The sequence below is a fragment of the Bacteroides uniformis genome (genome assembly GCF_025147485.1).
Lineage (GTDB): Bacteria > Bacteroidota > Bacteroidia > Bacteroidales > Bacteroidaceae > Bacteroides > Bacteroides uniformis.
In genome coordinates, this window is sequence record NZ_CP102263.1 from 4,503,839 (window position 1) to 4,529,781 (window position 25,943).

At 48.5% G+C, this 25,943-nt stretch carries 15 protein-coding genes; 4 read left to right on the forward strand and 11 right to left on the reverse strand.

Going from position 1 to position 25,943, the window contains the following annotated elements:
• The first annotated feature begins 69 nt into the window (after positions 1 to 69).
• Complete coding sequence (locus NQ510_RS18310; RefSeq protein WP_005827021.1) at positions 70 to 2,535, forward strand: glycoside hydrolase family 9 protein; 2,466 nt, start codon at positions 70 to 72, stop codon at positions 2,533 to 2,535.
• 35 nt (positions 2,536 to 2,570) lie between these two features.
• Complete coding sequence (locus NQ510_RS18315; protein WP_005827023.1) at positions 2,571 to 3,374, forward strand: ThuA domain-containing protein; 804 nt, start codon at positions 2,571 to 2,573, stop codon at positions 3,372 to 3,374.
• A gap of 584 nt (positions 3,375 to 3,958) precedes the next feature.
• Here NQ510_RS18315 and NQ510_RS18320 read toward each other — a convergent pair.
• From NQ510_RS18320 to NQ510_RS18350, 7 genes are all read right to left on the reverse strand, one after another.
• A complete protein-coding gene (locus tag NQ510_RS18320) occupies positions 3,959 to 5,521 on the reverse strand; it encodes a RagB/SusD family nutrient uptake outer membrane protein (protein ID WP_005827028.1) in 1,563 nt (520 codons plus the stop codon).
• Positions 5,522 to 5,542: 21 nt separating this feature from the next.
• The gene (locus NQ510_RS18325; protein ID WP_005827030.1) at positions 5,543 to 8,653 is read right to left on the reverse strand and encodes a SusC/RagA family TonB-linked outer membrane protein; all 3,111 of its coding nucleotides are present in this window, start codon (positions 8,651 to 8,653) and stop codon (positions 5,543 to 5,545) included.
• Between the two features lie 253 nt (positions 8,654 to 8,906).
• Positions 8,907 to 10,631 carry a glycosyl hydrolase family 18 protein gene (locus NQ510_RS18330; protein WP_005827034.1) on the reverse strand — a complete coding sequence of 575 codons (1,725 nt, stop codon included), beginning with the start codon at positions 10,629 to 10,631 and terminating at the stop codon, positions 8,907 to 8,909.
• A 15-nt stretch (positions 10,632 to 10,646) separates the two neighbouring features.
• Positions 10,647 to 11,912, reverse strand: a complete 1,266-nt coding sequence (locus NQ510_RS18335) for an MFS transporter (protein ID WP_005827035.1) — start codon at positions 11,910 to 11,912, stop codon at positions 10,647 to 10,649.
• Positions 11,913 to 11,965: 53 nt separating this feature from the next.
• Positions 11,966 to 12,697, reverse strand: a complete 732-nt coding sequence (locus NQ510_RS18340) for a 6-phosphogluconolactonase (RefSeq protein WP_005833056.1) — start codon at positions 12,695 to 12,697, stop codon at positions 11,966 to 11,968.
• A gap of 22 nt (positions 12,698 to 12,719) precedes the next feature.
• Positions 12,720 to 13,661, reverse strand: coding sequence for an ROK family protein (locus NQ510_RS18345; protein ID WP_005827039.1), 942 nt, complete (start codon positions 13,659 to 13,661; stop codon positions 12,720 to 12,722).
• Between the two features lie 130 nt (positions 13,662 to 13,791).
• Positions 13,792 to 17,724: a hybrid sensor histidine kinase/response regulator transcription factor gene (locus tag NQ510_RS18350; RefSeq protein ID WP_005827040.1), complete on the reverse strand. Its 3,933-nt coding sequence runs from the start codon at positions 17,722 to 17,724 to the stop codon at positions 13,792 to 13,794.
• A 125-nt stretch (positions 17,725 to 17,849) separates the two neighbouring features.
• Here NQ510_RS18350 and NQ510_RS18355 point away from each other — a divergent pair, with 125 nt between their 5' ends.
• Positions 17,850 to 20,819 (forward strand): PEP/pyruvate-binding domain-containing protein, encoded by a 2,970-nt coding sequence (locus tag NQ510_RS18355; protein ID WP_005827042.1) that lies wholly within the window; start codon positions 17,850 to 17,852, stop codon positions 20,817 to 20,819.
• A 1-nt stretch (position 20,820) separates the two neighbouring features.
• On the opposite strand, the gene NQ510_RS18360 is transcribed toward NQ510_RS18355, so the two are convergent.
• Positions 20,821 to 21,888, reverse strand: a complete 1,068-nt coding sequence (locus NQ510_RS18360) for a metallophosphoesterase (RefSeq protein WP_034525525.1) — start codon at positions 21,886 to 21,888, stop codon at positions 20,821 to 20,823.
• Between the two features lie 70 nt (positions 21,889 to 21,958).
• Here NQ510_RS18360 and menA point away from each other — a divergent pair, with 70 nt between their 5' ends.
• Positions 21,959 to 22,870, forward strand: coding sequence for a 1,4-dihydroxy-2-naphthoate octaprenyltransferase (menA, locus tag NQ510_RS18365; RefSeq protein ID WP_005827044.1), 912 nt, complete (start codon positions 21,959 to 21,961; stop codon positions 22,868 to 22,870).
• 46 nt (positions 22,871 to 22,916) lie between these two features.
• On the opposite strand, the gene rfbB is transcribed toward menA, so the two are convergent.
• From rfbB to NQ510_RS18380, 3 genes are all read right to left on the reverse strand, one after another.
• On the reverse strand, positions 22,917 to 24,059 hold the full coding sequence (gene rfbB, locus NQ510_RS18370; protein WP_005827045.1) for a dTDP-glucose 4,6-dehydratase: 1,143 nt from the start codon (positions 24,057 to 24,059) through the stop codon (positions 22,917 to 22,919).
• Positions 24,060 to 24,146: 87 nt separating this feature from the next.
• Positions 24,147 to 25,019, reverse strand: coding sequence for a glucose-1-phosphate thymidylyltransferase RfbA (gene rfbA / locus NQ510_RS18375; protein ID WP_005827046.1), 873 nt, complete (start codon positions 25,017 to 25,019; stop codon positions 24,147 to 24,149).
• Between the two features lie 364 nt (positions 25,020 to 25,383).
• Positions 25,384 to 25,878, reverse strand: a complete 495-nt coding sequence (locus NQ510_RS18380) for a metallophosphoesterase family protein (RefSeq protein ID WP_005827049.1) — start codon at positions 25,876 to 25,878, stop codon at positions 25,384 to 25,386.
• Positions 25,879 to 25,943: the final 65 nt, after the last annotated feature.

Below are 25,943 nucleotides of genomic sequence, written 5' to 3' on the forward strand. Positions count from 1 at the left end.
GCAGTTTTCAAACCTCCTTCTGCCTAATAATGGCTAACATTGCAACCGAAACCAAAGGTTGACATCAACATGAGAAAGACATTATTATTTTTATACCTTTTATCTCTCGGCAGTATTGCCGCATACGGTCAGACACGTCTGACCCAAGACCCCAAACTGGAACGACAACTCCACGAAAGCGGACTGATACATCAACCCCTCCCCCTGGATATTGAAAACTCTTTCGAAACCAACGGATGGAAAAAGGAGGTCTTGCAAAGCGCTCCTCTCACCCGCTCGGCAGGTACAGAGGGATGGAGTCATTCCGGCGCAGGAAGCATGTCCTTCAGTACGGAAAAGACCGTTTCCGGCAAAGGCAGCATCAAACTGCAATTCTCCACATTCACCGGGAAAAGGGCGACCGGCTCTCCTTCCGACCCAGACTATGCCACCTACGGAAACAGCAGTGTTACCTATCATCTGGACGGCGCCAATCTGGAGAAGTACAACCGCATCGTATTCTCCATCTATCCCGATTGCGACGGCGCGCGCATCGTCAACATGAACCTCACGTTTCGCAATGCAGATACTCCTGCCAAGAAAGGATATAATCAGCCTTCGGGTTCACACCTCATTAACCTTATTAATAAGGAGTGGAACCAATGCTTCCTCGAAATAGACGAGTATCAGCGCGACAAGGTGATGTCCATCACCTTCAGCACAGCCCTCAAAGGCAAAGACCGGACAACAGGAGATTCAGCTATCTACTACCTGGACAATCTACAACTGCAAACGGTGAAAGCCCCTGAGAAAGTCAGCGGATGGATACCTGCCGATGGAAAAATCTCCTACTCGACAACCGGCTATGCCGTCAACCACCCCAAAACCGCCCTCATCAACACAAACCTCACCATAGACGCCGGAAAGCGCTTCCAACTGCTTACCACGGACGGAAAAGTGGCTTACGAAGGAGACATCCGAAAAGAGAAAACCACTCTCGGAGAATTTGGCCTTATTGATTTCACCTCCTTCAATAATCCCGGAGAGTATCAGCTGAAGGTCGGAACATCGCTAACTCCCACCTTTCGGATTGGAGAACGGCTTTGGGAAGATTCACAATGGAAAGTGCTGAATTTCATCTTTTGCCAACGCTGCGGGCATCCAGTTCCCGGCAAGCATGCCTCCTGCCATGCAGACCTGATGTCCCGGCATGACGGACGCAGTATCTCCTACTCCGGTGGATGGCACGATGCGGGCGACTTGTCCCAGCAGACCCTGCAGACGGGAGATGTGGCTTTCGCCCTGCTCGAAGCCTATAATAAACAAAGAAACACCAACCCCACCCTCGCCGCCCGCCTGCGCGAAGAAGCGGAATGGGGAGTGGAGTTTATGCTAAAGAACCGCTATGGAGACGGCTACCGCGCCAGCAGCATGGGATTGCTAATCTGGCAGGATGGTGTATTCAACACACTGGACGACATATCTTCTGTACGCGTGCAGAACATGGCATTCGACAATTTCCTCTATGCCGGATATGAGGCGTATGCCTCCATGACGCTGGACAACGACCCGATGCAGCAGGAATATCTTCTGCGCGTGGCCGAAGAAGATTTCGCTTTCGCCATGGAGAAATTCAAAAAAGACGGTTTCGACCAGTTCGTCCAGCCTTACGAACACAGTTACAACACTTCGAAAAGTCAGTATATGGCTACCATCTCCTGGTCGGCAAGCCAATTATACAAGCTGACCGGAAAACCTTCTTATGCGGACATCGCCGCCGAATACATCCGCTACACCCTCGACTGCCAGCGCACGGAACCGCTGAAAGACAAAGACGGGACACGCGGATTCTTCTACCGGGACAAATCCCGCAAATCCATCGTACATTACATACACCAGTCGCGCGAGCAGGTCTATATGCAGGCTATGGTGATGCTTTGCGAAACCCAGAAGGAGCACCCCGATTACCCTAAATGGGTGAATTCCATACAACTATATGGAGACTATCTGAAAGGAATGATGAAATATACCCATCCCTACGGTATGATTCCAAGCGGTGTTTACCATGCAGAGGAATATAAGGATACCACCAACTTCTACGCCCTCCATCTGTTTCCACCTGCCAATGCCAAGGAACTGTACACGGAACAGATTAAACGAGGAGTACAACTGGACAAAGAGCACTACATGAAACGCTTCCCCGTGTGGTTCAACATTTTCAACGGCAATACCGCCATCCATCTTTCCAACGGAAAGTCCGCCGCCATCTGCGGAAACTTCCTGAAGGACAAGGAACTGCTCAACATCGGTCTGGAACAGTTGTACTGGACCGTAGGCAAGAATCCTTTCGGACAATCCTTGATTTATGGAGAAGGACACAACTATCCGCAACTGAATACCTTCTCTTCGGGAGAAATGACAGGAGAGATGCCCGTTGGTATCCGTACCCTGGGTAACGACGATGTCCCCTATTGGCCGCAAACCAACAATGCCTGTTATAAAGAGGTATGGGTTACCTCGGCAGGCAAATGGCTGTCTCTGACTGCGGAATATTAGATAATGAAGAATTAATAACTGATAAATTACAAATTATGAAACATCTGCTTATTTTATTGTTTACGGCTTGCACCTTGCTGACGTACGCACAAGTCCCCGAAGGTTATCCGGCAAACTATGCCAAAGCTCCTCGCTTCAAGGCCTTGATTTATTACACGCAACATGCGGAAGAAGCACACGTACAATTTGCAGAACAAGCAACCACTTTCTTCAAGAAGCTCAATTACGGTGACGGCTTTGTTCTGGATATTACTACCGATTTTTCAAAATACCCATACGAGAAACTGAAAGAATACAATGTCATTATCATGCTTAACACATCCCCCAACACCAAGGCCGAACGCGATGCTTTTGAGCAATATATGGAAAACGGAGGCGGTTGGGTAGGTTTCCACGCAGCTGCCTACAACGACAAAAACACGCATTGGCCCTGGTTCGTTAAGTTTCTTGGTGGTGGGGTGTTCTATTGCAACAACTGGCCTCCCCAGCCGGTATTGGTCGAAGTCGACAACGAAGAACATCCCGTTACCAAGAATCTGCCTGCATCATTCGTGGCTCCCGCCAGCGAATGGTACCAATGGACTCCCAGCCCCCGCCAGAATAAGGACGTAGAAGTACTCTTGTCCCTATCGCCCAAGAACTATCCACTGGGTATCAAGGATGTAGTGAATTTTGGCGACTTCCCCATCGTATGGTCCAACAAGAATTACAGAATGATTTACCTGAATATGGGGCATGGTGACGAAGAGTTTATCGACGGTACACAGAACCTGCTATTAGTTAATGCTTTCCGCTGGGTAGTGAGCAAAGACAAAAGCGGCAACCCGTTCCTCAAATAAAACGGTTTCCATAACAGCAATCAAGAGAATAAATAGGGGATAATTCCCCTATTTCCTATGTTAACACTACGTTTTTATGCCGAAACAGATACTTTTCGAAGGAAAAGTATCTGTTTCGGTCGTTTTATATAGATACCCTTGCCAGTTCCCAACGGGCCGAAATGACAGTTTCATATCGTTGAAACCAAAAGTTTCACTTGCTGAAACTTTTAGTTTTACGAAAGGAAACTAAAGGTTTTCCTTAATGAAACCAATTATTTTCCCAATTAAAACTTCTCGTATTTAGCCTCAAAACTAAAAGTTTCATGCTGAGAACTAAGATAATAGCCACTTTTACGATTCACCCAATAAATAGGAGGCATCATCTTTTAGAAAGATTGGAAAGCGTGATAGATGGTTGTAACGTTTTTTATCTGTCACGGGTATCTATCACGCTTTAATTGATTTATAATCAAAACAATACACCCATTTGCGTGATAGCATGACAGATGTTTTGCCAAAACAAACTTTGTGAAGGAACAAAAAATCCCCGGTATTATTCACAAGGAAATACCGGGGACTCTTCAGAAAAAAACAATCAAAACTTATAACCAGCCAGGGTTCTGTGTCAAGCCACCTTTAGCTCTATCCATTTCCGACTGGTCAATTGGAAAGTATCTGAACTTCTCCGTCCAACCTTTGTTACCTAAAATCTCTGTTCCTTTATCGAAACGCAGAATATCAAACCAACGCTGCATTTCATCCATAAACTCATACCCACGCTCTTCAAAAAGAATATCCAACAGCTCCTGTTTGCTCTTTCCGGCCAAGTTGATACGATGCTCTTTGTCTTTGAAAGCGCGGTCTCTGACCTGGTCGAACCAGCCTTGCGCATCGGCACTGGCAGTTCCGTTGATGCGTACATCAAGCTCCACAGCCAGCAGCAAAACATCGGCATAACGGTAAATACGCCAAGAGTTATAATAGTTATCCGTAGGATTCACCGTAGACGTCGTCTCCTTTCTCGGATGAATCTTATAGTGCCCCAGACCCTCGTAATTTTCCTGCTGGTCACTGACTTGGAAAGCACTTCCTGCCGGTAGTTCACCTTTGGCCACCATTTCTGCCACTTTTTTAGCCTCGTCCGCATAGACAATGACTGTTCCCTCACGGCGCGTATCACCTTCCTTAAACATGTTGTAAACAGTACTCGGCATGGTATTCTGCCCATAACCTTCGCCCAAGCCGCCCTGCTCGGCACTTCTCGGGTCAACAATGTTACGACCACCCAAAGAACGTGCAAGACCAAACCCTTCACCGGAGTTATTGCCGGCATAACATACCTCAAAGATAGATTCCGCACACCATTCTCCGTCTTTCACCCATAAGTTTTGATAATCAGGGTTCAACCGGTATCTTCCACTGGTGATTATTTCTTTCATGTCATTCAATGCCACCTGATATTTAGTCTCATCACGATGGAACAAAATAATTTTGGCACGAAGCAGCTTGGCAGCATCCCGGCAAACGCGTCCCTGCTGTGTAGCACTGCGCTGGGGCAGATACTTAGTCACTTCGTCATCCAAGTCACCCATCATAAACTCATAAATTTCTTCACGGGTTCCTTTGGCAACGCTATACATTTCACTGGCTGCCAGATAATGTTTGATAAGCGGGAATTGCTCATACCCCATAAACAGATGGTAATAGAAAATGGCACGGTAAAAGCGCGCTTCGGCAGAAATGGAATTGACAAAGTCTGCACTGAGGTTGCATCCGGCCAATTTGTCAATCAACAGATTGGCAGCAATGACTCCATTGAACAAGCCAAAATCCCACTCATTCCACCAAGAACCATATCCCCATGCACCGAAACAAGAAGTCGCGTCATAGGTAAAAGTATCCCATTTCGTCTTGTAAGACCCCTCACCGATACCACCACCGGTTTCGGACTCATCACCCAGCAAAGAAGAGTAAGACCAAACCTCCGGCATACGGGTCTGCATTTCATTCATCACGGCATACAAGCCCTTCATCATATCGTCTTCCGTCTTATAGAATTCGGTTTCTGACACCTGAGTTCTCGGATTCACTTCCAGAAAATCTGAACAAGCTGTGGTCGACAAAGCCATCGCACCCAAAGCCAATACCTTTAATATCTTATTCATTGTATCTAATTTTTAGGTTAATCAAAATGTAATATTCGCACCGATAGTATAAGTACGTGCTTGCGGATATGTTCCCCCGTCAAATCCATCACGTGTTCCCACTTCAGGATCATAACCGCTGTAGTTGGTAATTGTAAACAGATTTTCGCCCTGCACAAAGAAACGCAGCCCCTTGACGCCGACACGCTGCAACATCTGTCCGGGCAGACTATAGCCAATCTGCAACACTTTCAAACGCATATACGAACCATCTTCCACAAAAAAGTTTGAAACCTGATAGTTATTGTTGTCACCATCTATCACACGTGGCACCCAATTGGAAGTGCCTTCACCATGCCAACGGTTCAGCCAAGATTTGTCGTAGTTACCAAAAGTCACATTGGAACGTCTGTACAGTTTATAAATGTCGTTTCCGATACTTCCCTGGAAGAATGCACTGAAATCAACTCCTTTCCAATCGGCAGAAAGAGTGAATCCATATGTCCAGTCAGGGTTCGGCTTGCCTATCATGGTACGGTCATCACCATTCAACCCATTTTCACCATCCAAATCTTTAAAACGAATATCTCCAGGCTTGGCATTCGGCTGTATCAGCTGAGTCTTTCCGTTAGAATCTACGTAGGTATAGCTATCTATCTCCTGCTGATTCTGGAAAATACCATCATGCAAGTAACCGTAGAAGAAGCCGTACGGACGCCCGTTCTCTCTCCAACTGACCTGGCCGCCCATACCACCGCCGATATTATTGAGACCGACACGGTCGGGGCCCTGGTCTGTTACGGTATTCTTCACATAAGAAGCATTTCCATTGATACCCAGATTCACTTCACCCACCTTAAAGCGATAGGACGCTTCGAACTCGATACCTTCGTTCTTCACTGTACCCGAATTGACCGTCATACTGCCATAACTGGTATAAAGAGGAATCGGCATGGAAAGCAGCATGTCCTTCGTCTTCTTCACGAAATAGTCGGCAGAGAATGTCAATGCACTGTTGAAGAAACGCAAGTCAATACCCAAGTCGGTCTGTTCGGAGGTCTCCCATTTCAAATCGGCATTGGCATAGCCACTGGGCAGCATGCCCGTATATACCTTTCCATTTATGACTGCATTCTTACCCTGACTCATCATACTTGTATAGGCAAAGGAGCCAATACGTTCGTTACCATTCTGTCCCCAGCTTAGACGTATCTTGGCAAAATCCAACCAGGAAGGTCTGTTCTCCATGAACTTCTCACGAGTCAACACCCAACCCAAAGAAACCGAAGGGAATGTAGCATATTGGTGCTCGCGACTGAAGTTTGACGAACCGTCCCGTCTCACTACCGCTTCGAACAAATACTTTTCATCATAATTATAATTGATACGTCCGAATACGGATGCAATGCGGTGGTCTTCTGCCCCACCCCATACTTTGGACTGCTCTTCGGGCGCTGTGGCCGTGTCTATATATCCCTTGTCTATATCCACCACCAGCAGATTATAATCTTCCGCTTCCAAATTGGAGTAATGGTAGGAAGACATACTTGTACCGAACAGTGCACCTATATTATGACGGCCGAAAGACTTTGTATACGACAGTACATTTTCCCACTGCCAATAGGAAGACTCCCTTTTCTTATCCTCTACCTTGGAAGTGGCATTCTTACTGGTAGCATTTAGCTCGTAGACCGGAGTTACATTCTTGATGGAATTGAACACCCATTCCGCACCATAGGTAGTCTTGAACTTCAAGCCTGGCAACAAGTCGACATCAAGGTTAAAGTTCGCACCGAAATTCTGAGGCATAGTCCTCTGGTTATGACTGACCTGCATGGCTGCCAGCGGATTGGTTATTTCACGCATCTCGATGATATTGTATGCCAGGCCGTTAGGAGCAATGACATGATTTGGATAAGTTACGGCATATTGCTCCAGTATAGCAGGGTCGGTCTGATAAACCGGCTCGGTAGGAGGCAACATATTCATGGAAGTAATCAAGCCTGCTGCTTCACTATTGCCAATAGTATTACCAGTCTGGATTGACTTGGAATAGCTTGCAATTGCACCAAAACTAATCTTATTCAACCAATTTCGTGATTTCGTGTCCAGTAATACATTATTGTAATTCAAGCGTACATTGTAGCGTTCATAATCAGCATGTCCTTTAGCATAAATACCTTCTTGCTTTACATAACCGAAAGAAGCATAATAGGTAGAGTTGTCCGTACCGCCACTCAACGAAACCTTGTGGTTCATAATAGGAGCATTCTTGTTCTGCAGTTCCTTTTGCCAGTCGGTATTGACGCTGGAAACAGTCGGGAAATAAGGGTCCTTACCTGCATTGGCAGCCATTTCATTCATCAACATCTGATAATCCGCACTACCCAGCAAATCCACCTTCTTGGAAGGATTCTGAATACCGTACGTAAATTCATAGTTCAAAGTAGCCTTTCCTTTAGTACCCTTCTTCGTAGTAATCAGTACAACACCATTAGCACCACGGGCTCCGTAAATAGCGGCGGAAGCTGCGTCTTTCAACACTTCAATAGACTCAATATCAGAAGGATTCAAATGACTGATACCACTTTCAGACGGCATGCCGTCTACTATATAAAGCGGATCGGAGTTGTTGACCGTACCGGTACCCCGAATACGAATCTTTGATTCCGCACCGGGCTGACCTGAATTAGAGATAATCTGTACACCGGAAACTTTACCTTTCAAAGCATTCTGAATATTTGTAGGATTACCTTTATCCAACTCTTCACTGGTAACACGGCTCACAGCAGACGAAAGTACACTCTTCTTTTGTACACCATAGCCTACTACAACTACCTCGTCCAGCAACTCAGAAGAATCAGTAAAACGGACTTTCAGATTTGTATCTGCAGCAGTCAGTTTATACTCAATAGGCTCATAACCGATAAAGGTGAAGACCAACACATCACCCACAGAAGCTTTCAGACTGAAATTCCCATCAATATCCGTCACAGTACCCACAGCCGGATTACTTTTCATACTGACATTAGCACCCGGAACCGTTTCTCCAGAAGGATCATAAACGATACCCTGCACATTAATTTGTTGTGCGAAGAGCTGCAAAGTGCAACTGAGAATGCAAAGCAGCAAAAGGACTCTTTTTCTTTTCATGATAATAGTATTAGTTTATAAAATAGAAAGTTATTCATATTGTATTGATACAAATTCCAATACTTCGATAAGCGAAATTACGTACTAAACAAGAAATGGAAGTTGAATATTTCTCATAAGGAGTTCATTTACTAACACATCCATAAAAAACGTTTTATTTTAAACTTAAAGTGATAAAGTTTAAACCCATAAAAAAACGGATACGTTTCTGTACGTACCCGTTTTCTTCCAAATCCATTGATTATAAAAAGTATTACCTTTCTAAAGTCCAGTTAATGGCATTTCTGAACATGGTCGTAAACCCTTCCGTTTCGTACAACTTACTACTATGCCCTATCTGGAAATAAACATTGCGTGCCTTTTTGCTTTCATTGACCCAAACCACCGGATGATCGCCCATCTTGATGTCCGATGCAGGCGTGTAGCTCGATTCGTCTACATTGGCTAATACATGTACATTAGGGCGCGGACTCTTGTCATAAGTATACCACTCGTCATCGGGCACCACGAAAGAGGCCGGAACATCCTTCATTACCGGATGCTGTTTATCTTCCACAATCAGCGTACCGTCGGCCAGCGGAGCTATGTAGTTCTTGAAACGTACACCACCCATGAAATCAGAGAACCATTGCCACATGGGATAACCGTCAAACTCGCCCAGCAAAGTAGCATGATGGAAACCTATCCAGCCGCCACGGCCTTCTTCTATATACTTGACGAACGCATCTTCCGCTTCCTTCGGCCAAGTATAAGGCGGGAAATCCAATTGAATAACCAAGCTGAACTGCGACAAGTAAGCCTCCGTTATGTTCCTGGCATTGTTTATCTCGGTAATACTGAAATTCCCCTTTGCACCTTCGGCCGCCAACCACTTCAAGCCGGCATCCGTAAATCCTCCGTGCTGTCCACCACGTTCCGTCAACACCAGTACCTTCGCCTTGTGCGGCTTGCCCAATAGGTTTTCTGCTACCGTACGGCGCAAATCACCCTGCTCATTGTCTCCGCTATAATCCCAATACATGCCTCCCAGCAAATCTTTATCCAGAATATACTGACACTTGATGGCAAGTGAACGGGGATTCTCAAAACCAAATACCAACGTATCATTCTTATCGGCCAGATAAGGCACTTGAGCCACCTCATCCCACTTTTCAGTATATTGGGTATCCGTATTCCCTACCTTATTATAGTCTTGGAAGCTGGGATAACCGTCACCTCCACGACCATAGAAGGGCATACCCATCACCAGCTTGGAAGGCGGTACGCCCGCTTTCAAGTGTGCAGTAACGGCACCGTCCGAAGTAATGTCACCGCTATGTCCTGACGGATAAAGCGCCGAATGGTGCTTGGGAGCAGAAGCCATGTCATAAGCCATGATATTCACAAAATCGACGGAAGGCAAGATAGCCTTGAAGTCAATGTAACGGGCAGAAGCTACGGTGGCAAGTGTCAGTTCCTTTTCATTGCCGATGGCAGCTCTGATATCCTGCATCAGAAGTGTAAAATTCTCCGTATCGTCCGGTGACGAGGATATATTTGCCATAGAGCTGGTGGGATATTCCCAATCGATGTCAATGCCATCCAAAGCGAACTCCTTCACCACACGGTCACAGTCCGCGGCAAAAGCACGGCGATATTCATCATTGGCAGCCATCTCACTGAAACGTCCGCTTCCCCAGCCACCGATGGAAAGCAGCACTTTCAGCTCCGGCTTCTGTTTCCTCAAATCAACAATCTGTCTCAAACGTTCCTCATTATCAATCTTGACACCGTTAAAGCTCTCGTTTACATGACCGAACGCATAGTTGATATGCGTCATGTACTGCGGGTCGGGCATCACCTCACTCCACGAAGTGACATAAGCAACCACAACCTTTGAATCGCGGGAAGCCGCAACGACCTCTTCTCCCGACTTAACGCTACCGCATGAAACCAATACGCCCAAAGCGGCAGCCATCATCATTCTAATTTTTTTCATAAGTACTATCTTTAATTACAAATTATCGCAGGTCTGACGGACCCGTGAACCTATCAATGCATAATACAGCATAAACGCTTCTCCAAAAAGAACGATGAGCCATGACCATCTCCAGCATCCAAGAACATCGGCAAGCACTCCTTGCAACAAGGGCAATATGGCACCGCCTACCACTCCAATCATGAACACACCCGAAGCCACCGAAGTGTATTTTCCCAAATGGGCAACGGACAAAGTAAAGATAGCTCCCCACATGATGGAATGGAACAGACCTACTGCCGTGAGCAGCCACGGATTATTCAGAAGAATGGCCAGTAGGGCGAGTAGTCCTGCCGATACCGTAGTAACCGTCAACTGCACGCGGGGAGAAATCCTGCTCAGGCTGCTCCCCACCAGGCGGCCCACAAGCATACCACCCCAATAGAGCGTAGCCATCAGTGCCGGAGAAGCATAATCCATCTCGATGGCATACAGATTGATATTGGCCCCGATACAGACTTCCACTCCTACATAAAAGAAGATAGCCACCACGCCCAATGTCAGATGACGGAAGGACCATACACTTTTTTCCAGCTTTTCTCCCTTCTCTACCCTGGTTCCTTGGATATCGGGCAAAGACAATTTCATCAACAACAATACAATCAAAGAAATAACAGCCATCAATGCCAGGAACGGAACCATCAGCTGGTCAATCTGAATGTCCTCCATAGACAGACCGCCAAACACGACACCAGTCACGAAATAAGGAGCAAGCGTAGTTCCCACAGAATTGGCAGAACCGCCTATAGCCAAACGCTGAATGGACTGGGTACCCTTGACATGGCAAGCCGTCAGATAAGGATTTATAACCACTTGCAGAATGGTAGCCGAAGCCCCTACCACGAAAGAACCCAGTAAGAAAATCAAGAACCCTCCAGGGATAACATTATTTCCTGCATGCCAATTCGCTTCAGGAAAGTGTACTGTGAAATAGGAAGAGGCAAAGAACAAACCAAGCCCCACAATCATCACCAGCAATCCACGCATCAATGTTCCTTTATATCCGTATTTGCTAATCCACGACGAGCCTACCCCTCCACAAACCGGATAAGCAAGGAACCAGGAGAAAGTAATCAAAGTAGCAAAAGTATTTTTCAACCCGCCCACTTCCGAAAGAAAAGTTTCTTTCAGAGGACCCTGAAACTGAGTATTGGCAGTCGTAAGGAAACCTACAATAAAGAACAAGAACACCATCGTGATGAATGGCCCCATATAGTTTATTTGTTTTTCTTGTTGTGTCATAGTATTTTGATTATTAATTCAAATAATTAGTTATCAGCCGCCTGCAAGGCGACTTAGCAGTTAAGCATGCTTGCCGCCGCCTCATCCAGCAGAAATTCACAGTTGGGATGAAGCTGAAGGATGGAAGCAGGAACATCTGTTGTCACAGGCCCTTCAAGCATCCGCTTGACAATATCCGCTTTATTAGTCCCTTTGGCAACCAGTACAATCCGGCGTGCCTGCATAATGTTCTTTATTCCCAAAGTAGCCCCTCCCAACTCTTTATCGGGAGGAGTACCCGTTTCTCTACGGATGCGTTCTTCCAGTTCCACATTCATCCGGGTCACCCATGCTTCACCGCCAAAGGGAGATTCTGGCTGGTTGAATCCCAGATGTCCGTTCTCACCCAACCCTAAAATCAGCAAATCAATGCCGCCACGGTTCGCAATTTCCTGCTGGAAATCCCTGCATGACTGTTCAAAATCACCAGAAATGGTAGGCAGCATCAAAAAATTCTCTTCCTTGATGCCCAATGTATCCATCAACTCCGTTTTCAGCATCGTGTAGCATGCTCCGGCATATTCGCGCGGCACATTCGTTACCTCATCCAATCCGAAGAAAGTAACGGTATCCACCTTAAACGGATATTTAGTATAGATTTCTCCCACCAACCGATGAAGATTGCCGGTAGTACGTCCCGTCGAAAGTCCTATCACACTCTCCGGTTCATTCAACATCTGCCCGATGATGCGCCATGCAGCCGTGCAGTCAAACTCCTTTTCATTCTTTGTTATTGTTATTTTCATATTCTTAATCATTAATTCCTAATCACATATTCATCGCCACCGCGCCGGCCCCCAGAAGCCCGATAAATCCGGGATTCAGTTTCGTAATGACAACCCCGTTGCTGACAAAACGCATGGTCGTAGGATGAAGTTTCTCCAGAATCTTCTCGTGCATATACCCGTCGGCCACAATGCCTCCACCCAACACCACCGTGTCCGGGTCAATCACACGTACCAGATTCATGATAAGATTGGCAAGCGCCTCAGCTGCATTCTCCACCAGCACCGTACAGAGAGGGTCACCTTTCTGACTAAGTGCAAACACCTCACTCACAATCACCCGTTCCCCTTTTTCAGCCGGAATATGCAGGCCGGTCTCATACTGGTTGCGGAGCAGACGGGCACAATTGTCAAAACCTATGCCGGCAGCAATCGCCTCCACACAGTCCATCCGTCCACAACCGCATTTAATGCCTATGTTCACACCTACACGCACGTGTCCCACTTCGCCGGCATTGAAATGGCTGCCACGGATTTGTCTCCCATTTATCACCGTACCCACGGCAATGCCTGTACCTATATTTACGTATATGAAGTTTTTGGAAATTTGTCCGAATCCCCAGACGCGTTCGGCTCTTGTAGCGCTCTTCACATCATTGTCTATATGGCAAGGCATGCCATATATATCCGACAGTTCCTTTGCCAACTCAATCCTCTGTGTCCTGCTCGGGTCAATCTGCAGCCAGACACCTTCGTTGGGATCTACACGCCCTATCAGCCCAACACCCATCGCTACCGGTTTCTGGTCATACCAGCCCACGGTACGGATATAATCATCGAGCGACGACTTGATGATTTCCAGCGCAGCCTGCTGATTAAAGTAACCGGAGTCATATTTCTTATACCTCAAAATGTTGCCACGGCTATCCATTTCGCCAATCAGCAACTTCGTGCCTCCTAAATCAAGACCTAAATACGTTTCCATTTTTTATATGCGTTTTTTAATATTGTTTACTGTCCACAATATTACGCACTATCAGGGAGACAAGGGTTTATTCTCTGACAAAAAAGGTTTAATACTTGTCAGCGGTGGTTCAAAAGCAGTCTTCATGGCTCTAAATTTTGCTGGGACTGGTGCCAAACTGCTTTTTGAAGCATGTACTAAAATATTTCGGGTCAGAAAATCCGACCATATTCGCCACTTCCCCTATCGAATATTTCCGGGAAACCAGCAGCTCTTTTGCCTTGTTCAAACGGACAATGCGGATGAAGTCATTCGGTCCCTGCCCGGTCAGCGTCTTTATTTTATTGTAGACAGAAGTGCGGCTCATGCCCAGCATCCGGCAGAAGTCATTGATGGAGAATTCCGAATCGGACAACTCCTCCTCAATCACTTTCATAACCTTGTCCAGAAACTCCTTGTCCAACTGGCTGGTATAGTCTGTCTCTTCGGGCTGCGCATCCATCGCCAACACGGTTTCGCGCAAATGCTGCCTATTCTGAAGAATATTCCTGATACGTACTTTCAGCACAGACAAGTCAAAAGGCTTGATGATGTAGTCATTGGCACCGGCTTCCAGTCCGAAGATGATATTTTCCCTCTCACTCAGTGCGGTCAGTAATATAATAGGTATATGGCTTGTATCTACCGATGATTTCAGAATCCGGCACAATTCATCACCTTCCAGTACCGGCATCACAATGTCCGAGATAATGATATCAGGATTGATTTCCCTTGCCGTCTCCAATGCCTTTCCGCCGTCGGGCACGGCAACTACCTTATATTCGGAAGACAAGCTGTCCACCAGATACTCCCTCATATCCGCATCGTCCTCTGCCAGAAGAAGGACATTCTTCCCGGCACGTTCCGTTTCTTCATGCACAGCCCCGGTAGCGGCCTGAGCTTCTTCCCGGCCGTCAGCCTTCGCTTCCACCGCCACGCTCGCCTTTATCCTCTGCGGGAAAGTTACCGTAAACGTAGTTCCCTGTCCTTCCACGCTACTGAAAGAGATGGTGCCGTGATGCTGTTTCACAATGCGGCGCGTAATCATCAGACCGATGCCCGAACCGGTTTCCTCAAAGTTCATGGCATTCTGGGCTCTATAATATTCGTGGAAGATATTGCCCTGCTCCTCTTTCGGAATGCCGATGCCCGTATCCTTCACTTCAATAGTCCATTTCTTTCTTGCAGTCTTCACCAGTATATGGATGACTCCCTTCTCTGTATACTTCAAGGCATTGGAGAGCAGATTGTCTATGATATGATCCATCTTCTCCCGGTCAATCCAAACCTTGGGCATATCCGGCTCCACCTCCAACTCTATCCCGACGCTCTTCTGCATGGCAGCTAAGTGAAACTCCGCCATTTTTTCCTCCAGATAAGCCTTAATGTCGTATGGAGAAACCTTCAGACACTCCTCGGCATGCAGTTCCGTTTTCTGCAACTCAAGCAGTTGAGTAATCATTCCCATCAGTTTTTCCACATTCTTCATAGCCACCGCAACGGTTTTCTTACCCTGCTCCGGAAGTCCCTCCTGCGCTTCGAGCTCGCTCAGCGGAGCCTTTATTAAAGTAACCGGTGTACGGATATCATGGGCTATACTGATAAAGGAACGTATCTTGTCCCTTATACGCCCCTCGTTCACCTTATGCCTCCTATACTGCACAAACATGTAGACAAAGACAGACAACAAAATGAAATAGATGAACAGCGCCCACCACGAAACCCAGTAAGGGTTATGAATGACAATATCCAGACTTCTTTCTCCCACCTGCTGCCCGGTGTATTTATCAAATGCCCGCAAGCGGAATACATACTTACCGGACGAGAGATTCATATAGCTCACGTTCCGCACTGAATTGGAGTGTTCCCACTCTTCATTGTGATTTTCGAGCCTATACTCATACCTGATACGATGCGGGACTGCAAAGTTGATGGCAGAGAAGGAAATAGAGAAGGAGTTTTGATTATACTTCAAATCTATTTTCCGGGTATCATTGATATTCGTTTGCAAAAGAGAGCCTTTCATTCCCGCTTTGACCGATTCATAAAGCAGTTTAAAGTCTGTCAGAATCAGCTCAACGGGTGCATGAGTCCCCAAGTCCAAAGACGGGAGAAAGGAAAGAACCCCTTCTGCGGTGCCGAAAGCAAGACATCCATTCTTCAACTTAAGGGCAGCATTCGGATTGTAATATCCCCAGCTGACATCCAAAAAATCATTGGCACTGATGATAATATCCCGGGAGCAGTCCAAGCAATACAATTCCTTCTCCGTACTGAACCAGATACGCCCTTCGTTATCCTCCAGCAGGCTGTTGATGGAATTGGAAACCAGATTGTCATCTACGGTATAGGCATGCGCCTCTTTCCCATCCGGCCCAACACGTATAAGGCCTTCCCCGTCTGTAGCCAGCCAGGTATCGCCGGATGAGGACTGCATCAGGCAACGGACAGGATAATGCAGAGAGATGTCTCCAAACGTCTGATGCCACTGCATGTCTCCCGACTTCTTATCAAAGACGGCCAACCCGCTGCAACCGGCAATCAGTAATGAGCCCCCCTTACCCGGCTTTATGTCACCTATGCAATCAATCGGGTAATATGTATAAGTATCCGTCCGTATATCGTAACGGGTAAACTCTCCTTCAATACCACCGAACCAGACATAATCCCCTTCCGCATAAATGGCATAAACATAGTCGGTGGCCATTCCCTTCTCCGGATGTGCATTTCTTTTCTCTTTCTTCTGTACCCGTCCGGTCTGTTTATGAATACAATAGACACCGATACCATAGCCACCTACCCAGATGTTTCCCCCGGAGTCTTCGGCAAGTGCCAATACCACTTTGCCACTATATTCCGTACCGTCCAGATAGTGGGTCCATTTGCGTGACCGAGGTTGATAGAGGCTGACGCCGTTGTTTGTACCATACCAATAATCTCCCTCCGAGTCCTGAAACATCACATTTACATGGTCCGACTTCAGGGAATTATCATTATTGCGTTCGTGCCTGATTCTATAGACATCCGGCATCTCCGGATCCAGATAGCTGATGCCATTCGTAGAAGTGCCAATCCATACAACTCCGGATTCATCCACACAAATATCGGATACCGTATTACCACTCAAGCTTTTGTCATCATCCCCGTTATTCATATAATGGTTCAAAAGTTCTCCGGTAGCGACATCCATGCAAAAAACACCTGCACCGTCGGCTCCCACCAGCAGCAAATTATCCTTTGTCCTTGCAAACGAACGGATAGGTACATGAGGAATCCGGTCATTCAAGGAATGTATTTGCCCTTCGGGACCGTCAAGCACAAATACGCCGTTTGAAAAGGTACCGATGAACAGCTTCGCTCCGAAGACATAGAGCGATTCCACATGCATCTCTGTATGCAGGTCAACCGGCCTCGTCTCAAAAGACGAAGAACCTGCCGCTCCTGCCTTCGTCAGCCGGAAGACACCCTTGTCGGTGCCTGCAAAAAACACTTCATCTTCCATTTGGACCATGCAACGGACAGATTGCCCCTTCAATCCGGCAAAAGACAGTCCTGCACTTTCTTCCCAAGAATAAAGCCCCTTCGACATACACAACCACAAACGGTTTTCGTCATCAAACAGCATATTATACAATACCGGAGAAGGCAGGTAATCGGCCAAGTCCACACGCAATTGGAAAGAGTCCGTCAGTTTGTTGTATGCATAGATTTTTCCATTCTTCAATGCAACCCAGACAATACCCTCCTTATCACACATCATGGTAGTGGAAGACTGGATATTGTCCCTGGAATCAACCATTCCGTCCAGCTTGTAATGCTTGATTTCATTCCCGTCATAACGATCTATCCCGACATGAGTATACACCCAGACAAATCCGGCTGAATCCTTGTTTATCTGGAATACTTGCCGACTGCCCAATCCCTCCTTGATACCCAAGGTGCGGAATGAACCGGCAAACAAGTCAGCGGACAAAAAAACGAACACCCATAACAGCAAAAATGTACATGCAACGGATTTATATGGAAACGGATATGGAGCAGACATAGGTCATATATTGTTTTTCGGATGCAATATTACGCATAAATATAAAAAAAACGGTCGAAAAACTATCCGAATAGGTTCGATTTCTATTACTTTTGCCTTCCGAAACCAACAAATCATGAGAAGCCATGCTCAGTAAGTTCAAATTAAACCAGCTCTATTTCAAGGACACACAGTTTGCCAACCTCATGACACGGCGCATTTTCAACGTCCTTCTGATAGCCAATCCTTACGATGCTTTCATGCTGGAAGATGACGGCCGCATCGACGAAAAGATATTCAATGAATACACTTCGCTCTCCTTGCGCTACCCTCCCCGTTTCACGCAGGTTTCCACTTGCGAGGAGGCGCTGACACAGCTGTCCTCCATCTCTTTCGACCTCATCATCTGCATGCCGGGCACGGGAGACAACGACAGCTTCGACGTGGCACGATACATCAAAAACCTGTATGAACAGATTCCGATGGTGATACTTACCCCTTTCAGCCACGGCATCACCAAGCGTATTGCCAATGAAGACCTCAGTCCCTTTGAGTATGTGTTCTGCTGGCTGGGAAACACCGACTTGCTGGTTTCCATCATCAAGCTGATAGAGGACAAGATGAACCTGGAGCACGACGTCAACGAAGTGGGTGTGCAGCTCATCCTGCTGGTGGAAGACGGCATCCGCTTTTACTCCTCCATCCTGCCCAATCTGTATAAATTCGTATTGAAGCAGAGCCAGGAATTCTCTACTGAAGCACTGAATGCCCACCAGCGCACACTGCGCATGAGGGGACGTCCCAAAATTGTACTGGCACGTACCTATGAAGAAGCCTTTGGCATCTACCAAAAATATAAGAATAATATATTAGGTGTCATCACCGACGTACGCTTCCCCCGCGTAGAACGGGGCGAGAAGGACGGACTGGCCGGTATCAAGCTCTGTGCCGCCATCCGCAAGGAAGACCCGTTTGTACCCCTTATCATACAGTCCAGCGAATCGGACAACGTAGCGTATGCAGCCAAATACGATGCCGCCTTCATCGACAAGAATTCCAAAAAGATGGATGTGGACCTGCGCCGTATTGTATCAGACAATTTCGGCTTCGGCGACTTTATCTTCCGCAACCCGGACACGCTGGAAGAAATTGCCCGCGTAAAGAATCTCAAAGAGCTGCAGAACATTCTTTTTGCTGTTCCGGCAGAATCATTCCTTTACCACATCAGCCGCAACCACGTCAGCCGCTGGCTCTACTCGCGTGCCATGTTTCCCGTGGCAGAGTTCCTGCGGCCCATCACCTGGAATAGCTTGCAAGACGTGGATGCCCACCGTAAAATTATCTTCGAGGCTATCGTGAAATACCGCAAGATGAAAAACCAGGGAGTAGTGGCAGTCTTCAGGCGCGACCGCTTTGACCGATACTCCAACTTTGCCCGTATTGGCGACGGTTCGCTGGGAGGCAAGGGGCGCGGACTGGCTTTCATCGACAACCTGGTGAAGCATCACCCCGAGTTCGAAGAGTTTGAGAATGCCCGTGTCGCCATCCCCAAGACCATCGTGCTCTGTACCGATGTGTTCGACGAGTTTATGGATACCAACAATCTGTATCAGATAGCCTTGTCCGATGCCGACGATGACGTCATCCTGCGCTACTTCCTCAAAGCAAAGCTGCCCGACCGCCTGGTGGAGGACTTCTTCACCTTCTTCGACGTGGTGAAGTCGCCCCTTGCCATCCGTTCGTCCTCGTTGTTGGAAGACTCGCACTACCAACCCTTCGCCGGTATCTACAACACCTATATGATTCCCTATCTGGACGACAAGTACGAGATGCTGCGCATGCTGAGCGATGCCATCAAGGGAGTATATGCTTCGGTCTACTTCCGCGACTCGAAGGCATACATGCAGGCAACGAGCAACGTTATCGACCAGGAAAAGATGGCTGTCATCCTGCAAGAGGTAGTGGGCAACCAGTATGGTGACCGCTACTACCCCAGCATGTCCGGTGTGGCACGTTCGCTCAACTACTACCCCATCGGCGACGAGAAGGCAGAAGAAGGTATCGTCAATCTGGCGCTCGGTTTAGGTAAATACATCGTGGACGGTGGCATGACGCTCCGCTTCTCGCCCTATCACCCCAACCAGGTGCTGCAAACCAGCGAAATGGAGATTGCCCTCAAAGAGACTCAGACCCGCTTCTATGCCCTCGACCTGCGCAATGCCGGTCACGACTTCTCCATCGACGACGGCTTCAACCTGCTGAAACTGCACGTCAAAGAAGCGGAAAAGGACGGAGCACTGAACTACATAGCCTCCACCTACGACCCTTACGACCAGATTATCCGCGACGGGCTTTATCCCGGCGGACGCAAAGTCATCACCTTTGCCAACATCCTGCAACACGACGTATTCCCCCTGCCACGCATCCTGCAACTGGCTTTGAAATACGGAGAGCAGGAGATGCGCCGTCCCGTAGAGATAGAGTTTGCCGCCACCATGAGCCGCGAGAAGGACAAAACCGGCACCTTCTACCTGCTGCAAATCCGCCCGATAGTCGACACCAAGGAGATGCTGGATGAAGACCTTACCGCCATTCCGGACGACCAGGTACTGCTCCGTTCCAACAACTCATTGGGACATGGCATCATGAACGAGATACATGACATTATCTATGTGAAGACAGACGACTATAGTGCCTCCCACAACCAGGAGATTGCCTGGGAGATAGAGAAGCTGAACCAGCAGTTCCTGGACGAAGGCCGCAACTATGTCCTTGTAGGTCCCGGACGCTGGGGTAGCAGTGACACCTGGCTCGGCATCCCCGTGAAGTGGCCGCACATCAGCGCTGCCCGCGTGATAGTGGAAGCCGGACTGACCAACTACCGGGTAGACCCCAGCCAGGGAACCCACTTCTTCCAGAACCTGACCTCCTTTGGAGTGGGATACTTTACCATCAACGCCTTTATGAATGACGGCGTATACAACCAGGAATTCCTGAATGCACAGCCTGCCGTACACGAGACGAAGTACCTGCGGCATGTACATTTCCACCAGCCGATGGTGGTAAAGATGGATGGCAAGAAGAAACTGGGAGTGGTGCTGATGCCCGAAGAATAAATCAGTCCGTCAGCCGGTGCAGCACAATCATCACCACCTCTGCGGGAGCAAACATGCGGATGGCTTTCTGCGAAGTGCCGATGCCGTTGGTGACAATCATCGGGATGTTCTTTGAGTTGTACTTCAGCCCGGAGAGGAACCGCTGCCCGTAGTGCGAGGGGACTATCGGTGCATAAAGCCCGAACAGCGTCACCTGCCCGCCATGCGTGTGTCCGGCCAGGATGAGATCGGAGTTTGTCACCGGGACGTCCTCGGCATAGTCTGGCGTATGCGTCAGCAGGATTACGAAATCGTCGGGCGAAAGGCCGAGTGTGGGCGATGTGCCGTTCTTGCCCAAGTCGAAAGGATTGCGCCCGCCCGCCACAAGAATCCGCTCACCGCCACGCCGCAGGGTGTCCACCTTATGCTCCAGCAGATGCATGCCATAATGCCTCATTTCGCGCACGATGTCGTCATAGCAAGCCTCGTAGTCATTGTTGCCAAGCACGGCATAGGTGCCCAACGGCGTCTTCACTTGCGCCAGGGCAGCCATGACGGGCGGCACGTACTGGCAGCCTTCGTGAAAGTCACCGCCAATCAGCAGCACGTCGGCCTTCTGGTCTATGAGCAGGCGGACCAGGTCCTTCAATCCCTCCTCCTTCAGCAGGCTTTTGTAGTGCAGGTCGGAGACAAAGGCGATGCGGAAGCCCTCGAAGGCGGCAGGCACGTCGCGATGCGTGAAGTCGTACGTCTTAATGCGGCTGACGCCCTTATAGGCCGAGCCTACGTGGGTGGTTTTCGATGTGATTCTTGTACCTCGCTGCACAATTACCTTTTGTACCGGTGCCGTTTTCTTTATCTGCTGTTTCTTTACCTCGCCCTTCGCCGGCTGGCGGCGGACATTACGCAAATCAGACTGGTCAAAGGTGAACATCGGCGAAAGGCGGGCAGGCAACCCGATAGTATCGCCAAGCTGCGTGCTGTCTGCCTGCATGACTGGCTGCGGCAACGACACGGTAATCATCCGCTTGGAACGGCAGGAAGACAAGAGCAGCAGAGAAAGAATGGATATGTAGACTAACTTCTTCATCATAAGTGGGTACAAATATAGGGATTTTCAGTATTTTTGCTGGCAGATGCCGAACTAAATTGGAACTACGATGAACGAGATTAAACAGAATTCACCCTACGCATGGTTTCTCGCCGCCCGCCCCAAGACGTTGACGGGAGCCATCATCCCGGTATTGCTGGGCAGTGCCCTTGCCTTCAGCGACGGACAGTTCAAGACCGCACCCGCCCTGCTGTGCGCCCTCTTTGCCTGCGGCATGCAGATTGCCGCCAACTTTATCAACGACCTCTTCGACTTCCAGAAAGGGACCGACCGTCGGGAAGACCGGCTGGGGCCGCAGCGCGCCTGCGCCGAAGGTTGGATTACGCCGGCAGCCATGAAAACCGGCATCGGCATCGCACTGACACTGTCGTGCCTGGCAGGGCTGGCAGTGCTGTTCACCGTCTGGGGGCAGCTGCCCCACGGAGGCTGGGAACTGGTGGTGCTGGGCGTGGTGTGCATACTGTTTGCTTTCCTCTATACCACGCTGCTCTCCTATCGGGGCTGGGGCGACGTACTGGTGCTGGTGTTCTTCGGCTTCGTGCCCGTATGCGGCACCTACTACGTGCAGGCCTATACGCTGAATATGGATGTGGTGGTGCTGTCGCTCGTCAGTGGCCTCGCCATAGACACCTTGCTGATGGTGAACAACTATCGCGACCGCGAGCAGGATGCCGTGAGCGGCAAGTGTACGCTGGTGGTACGCTACGGCAAGAAGTTCGGTGAGAATATGTATCTGGCACTGGGCATCGCCGCCGTGCTGCTCTGCTTCTGGTTTGTCTACACGGGCAAGCTGACTCCGCTGGAATTTATCTGGGCTCCCTGCGTCTATCTCTATATGCACGCACTGACGTGGCGCAAAATGATACAGATAGGTAGCGGTAAAAAGCTGAACAGCATACTGGGCGAGACGTCGCGCAATATGCTGTTCTTAGGATTACTGTTAGCGGTGGCGCTGAATTGAGAGGTTAGAGGTTAAGGATTAGCGGTTAGACCCTAATCCCTAAACCTTAACCTCTACCTCCATACATCTGTTCGTAATACTTCTGATAATCACCGCTGGTCACTTCTTCCACCCACGGCTGGTTGTTCAGGTACCATTCAATGGTCTTGACGATGCCGACCTCGAACTTCGTCTCCGGATACCAGCCCAGGGCATTGGTAATCTTTGTGGGGTCGATGGCATAACGCTGGTCGTGACCTAGGCGGTCTTTGACGAAGGTGATAAGGTCTTCGTTTATCCAGCTGATGTCAATCGTGCCGTCGGCGGCTTTTACTTGTTTCTTCAGCACTGCACGGTAACGGGGTTCTTCCTCCATCAAGCGGCGGACGGTGGCAATAGTCAGCTTCACGATTTCAAGATTGGTCTTTTCGTTGTGACCGCCTACGTTGTAGACTTCGCCTTCCACACCCTCGCGGACAACCAGGTCGATAGCTTTGCAGTGGTCTTCCACGTAGAGCCAGTCACGCACGTTACTGCCGTCGCCATAGACGGGGAGGTTCTTGCCTTCGAGAATATTCTTGATGATAAGCGGAATCAGCTTTTCGGGGAAGTGATAAGGACCGTAGTTGTTGGAACAGCGGGTGATAGTGACGGGCATCTTATAGGTATCGTGATAGGCCATCACTACCATATCGGCACTCGTCTTGCTGGCGCTGTAAGGGCTGTGCGGGCAGAGCGGGGTTTGCTCTGTGAAGTAGCCTTCGGCACCAAGTGAGCCGTAAACTTCGTCGGTAGACACTTGATGGTAACGAACGCCTTTGCGCCAAGTGGGATAACCGGACTCGTCCTTACCCGTGACCCAGGCACGGCGGGCGGCATCGAGCAGGTTTTGTGTACCCAGGATGTTAGTCATCAGGAAAAGCTGGGGATTCTCTATGCTACGGTCTACGTGGCTCTCGGCAGCAAAATTCACTACGTAATCGAATTTATACTTGGCAAACAGTTCGTCGGCAAGCACGCGGTCGCAGATGTCACCTTTTACAAAAAAGCAACGTTCATCGTCAATGTCATTGGCAATGGTGCCCAGATTGCCTGCGTAGGTCAAGGCATCCAGTATCACCACTTTAATATCATTATGTTTTGCCAGGATGTATTTAATATAGTTGGCGCCGATAAAACCGGCGGCACCGGTTACGAGATAAGTCTTCATGAGAATTAAAAATTATAAATTAAAAATTAAAGTCAGCGGGCCTTTATAGGAGAACTATTCTCCTTCTCTTTTTGGGGAACAAAGAGTTCATCGCTTCGATTCAGCCAGTTCCATCAGGTATTTGCCATATTCGGTCTTGCCAAGCTGTTCACCCAAGCGATACAGCTGGTCTACATCTATCCAGCCCTTGCGCCAGGCAATCTCTTCGATACAGCTCACGCGGAAGCCTTGACGGTTCTGGATGGTGGCGACAAAATTGCTGGCTTCCAGCAGGCTGTCGCAATTGCCGGTGTCGAGCCAGGCAAAGCCACGGCCGAAGAGCTCCACTTTCAGTGTGCCCTCGTCCAGATAGAGACGGTTGAGGTCGGTAATTTCGTATTCGCCGCGAGCAGAGGGCTTCAAGGAGGCGGCTTTCTCTGTCACGGTGGAGTCGTAGAAGTACAGTCCGGGGACGGCATAGTTGCTTTTAGGATTGGCAGGCTTTTCTTCCAGCGAGACGGCTTTGCCGTTGGCATCAAACTCCACTACACCGTAGGCACGGGGGTCCTTGACGTAATAACCAAAGATGCAGGCACCCTTGTCTATGGAAGCGGCACGCTTCAGCATGGCGGAGAAGCCTTGACCGTAGAACATGTTGTCGCCCAGAATAAGGCAGCCCGGTCCGCCGTCCAAGAACTCTGCACCCAGCACAAAGGCTTGTGCCAGTCCGTTGGGATTCTCTTGTATCTTATAGGAAAAGGACATACCGAGTTCTTCGCCGGTTCCCAGCAGCTCGCGGAACATGGGTAAGTCACGTGGAGTAGAGATAATAAGCACTTCGCGAATTCCCGCCAACATCAGTGTAGAGAGCGGGTAGTATATCATCGGCTTGTCGTAGACGGGCATTATCTGCTTGGAGATAGCCTTGGACAACGGATAGAGACGAGTGGCACTGCCACCTGCAAGAATAATTCCTTTCATATTTCAGTTCTTTTTCGGTGATACTTCAAAATGGAGAATAAAATAAGAAGGAGGACGATGCCCCACGGCTCTACTTGCTATTCGGGTACAAAGATAATGGAAAAATTCGATTAAGTGAAGGCTTGGTTTCATCTTTTTACTTCATTGCTTTGCTTACTCCGGTACATTGTTTTGCTTACTTCAGTGCGTAACGGCCGTCACCCCTTGATGAAACGGTCTTCACCTCAGCGTGTAACGACCTTTACCAAATAGTGTAACGGCCTTTACCCAATAGCGTAACGACCTTTACATTAGCATGTAACGGCTTTTACACTATAGCGCAAGCAATCGGTAAATACAATCCATTGAAAATAAACAAACTACATCATCGGTCAGCAAGTTCTATCACCTCCAAATCTTTAAACGTTCCCCCATCAACCGCAAAGCGTACCATCGTACGCACCTTATGGAAACCTTGAATGCCCGCAGCGCCCGGATTGATGTGGAGTACATCCAACGTCTTGTCATACTTCACCTTCAGTATATGCGAGTGCCCGCTGATGAACAGCTTTGGGGGACGCACCAGAATGCTGCCCTTGATGGAAGGGTCGTAGTTGCCGGGATAACCGCCGATATGCTTCATCAGCACCTCCGCCCCATCCACCGTGAAACGGAGAATCTGCGGATAGAGCTGCCGTATCTCCTGCCCGTCAATATTGCCATACACGGCACGGAAGGGACGGAAAGCCGCCAGCTTCTGTGCCACTTCCAGCGAACCGATGTCACCGGCATGCCATATTTCGTCACAGCCCTCAAAATATTGCAGGTACTTTTCATCCCAGTAGCCATGCGTATCCGATAATAAACCAACTTTTGTCATCTTTCCTTTGTTTATTAAGACAAAGGTAATTATATTTGGGAAGAATACAATGTGGTAATGTGCTA

Coding starts and splice junctions, on each gene's coding strand:
- NQ510_RS18315 (WP_005827023.1), top strand. CDS start 2,571: ATGAAACATCTGCTTATTTTATTGTTTACGGCTTGCACCTTGCTGACG.
- menA (WP_005827044.1), top strand. CDS start 21,959: ATGAACGAGATTAAACAGAATTCACCCTACGCATGGTTTCTCGCCGCC.
- rfbA (WP_005827046.1), bottom strand. CDS start 25,019: ATGAAAGGAATTATTCTTGCAGGTGGCAGTGCCACTCGTCTCTATCCG.
- NQ510_RS18320 (WP_005827028.1), bottom strand. CDS start 5,521: ATGAATAAGATATTAAAGGTATTGGCTTTGGGTGCGATGGCTTTGTCG.
- NQ510_RS18330 (WP_005827034.1), bottom strand. CDS start 10,631: ATGAAAAAAATTAGAATGATGATGGCTGCCGCTTTGGGCGTATTGGTT.
- NQ510_RS18335 (WP_005827035.1), bottom strand. CDS start 11,912: ATGACACAACAAGAAAAACAAATAAACTATATGGGGCCATTCATCACG.
- NQ510_RS18345 (WP_005827039.1), bottom strand. CDS start 13,661: ATGGAAACGTATTTAGGTCTTGATTTAGGAGGCACGAAGTTGCTGATT.
- rfbB (WP_005827045.1), bottom strand. CDS start 24,059: ATGAAGACTTATCTCGTAACCGGTGCCGCCGGTTTTATCGGCGCCAAC.
- NQ510_RS18350 (WP_005827040.1), bottom strand. CDS start 17,724: ATGTCTGCTCCATATCCGTTTCCATATAAATCCGTTGCATGTACATTT.
- NQ510_RS18325 (WP_005827030.1), bottom strand. CDS start 8,653: ATGAAAAGAAAAAGAGTCCTTTTGCTGCTTTGCATTCTCAGTTGCACT.
- NQ510_RS18355 (WP_005827042.1), top strand. CDS start 17,850: ATGCTCAGTAAGTTCAAATTAAACCAGCTCTATTTCAAGGACACACAG.
- NQ510_RS18310 (WP_005827021.1), top strand. CDS start 70: ATGAGAAAGACATTATTATTTTTATACCTTTTATCTCTCGGCAGTATT.
- NQ510_RS18360 (WP_034525525.1), bottom strand. CDS start 21,888: ATGAAGAAGTTAGTCTACATATCCATTCTTTCTCTGCTGCTCTTGTCT.
- NQ510_RS18380 (WP_005827049.1), bottom strand. CDS start 25,878: ATGACAAAAGTTGGTTTATTATCGGATACGCATGGCTACTGGGATGAA.
- NQ510_RS18340 (WP_005833056.1), bottom strand. CDS start 12,697: ATGAAAATAACAATAACAAAGAATGAAAAGGAGTTTGACTGCACGGCT.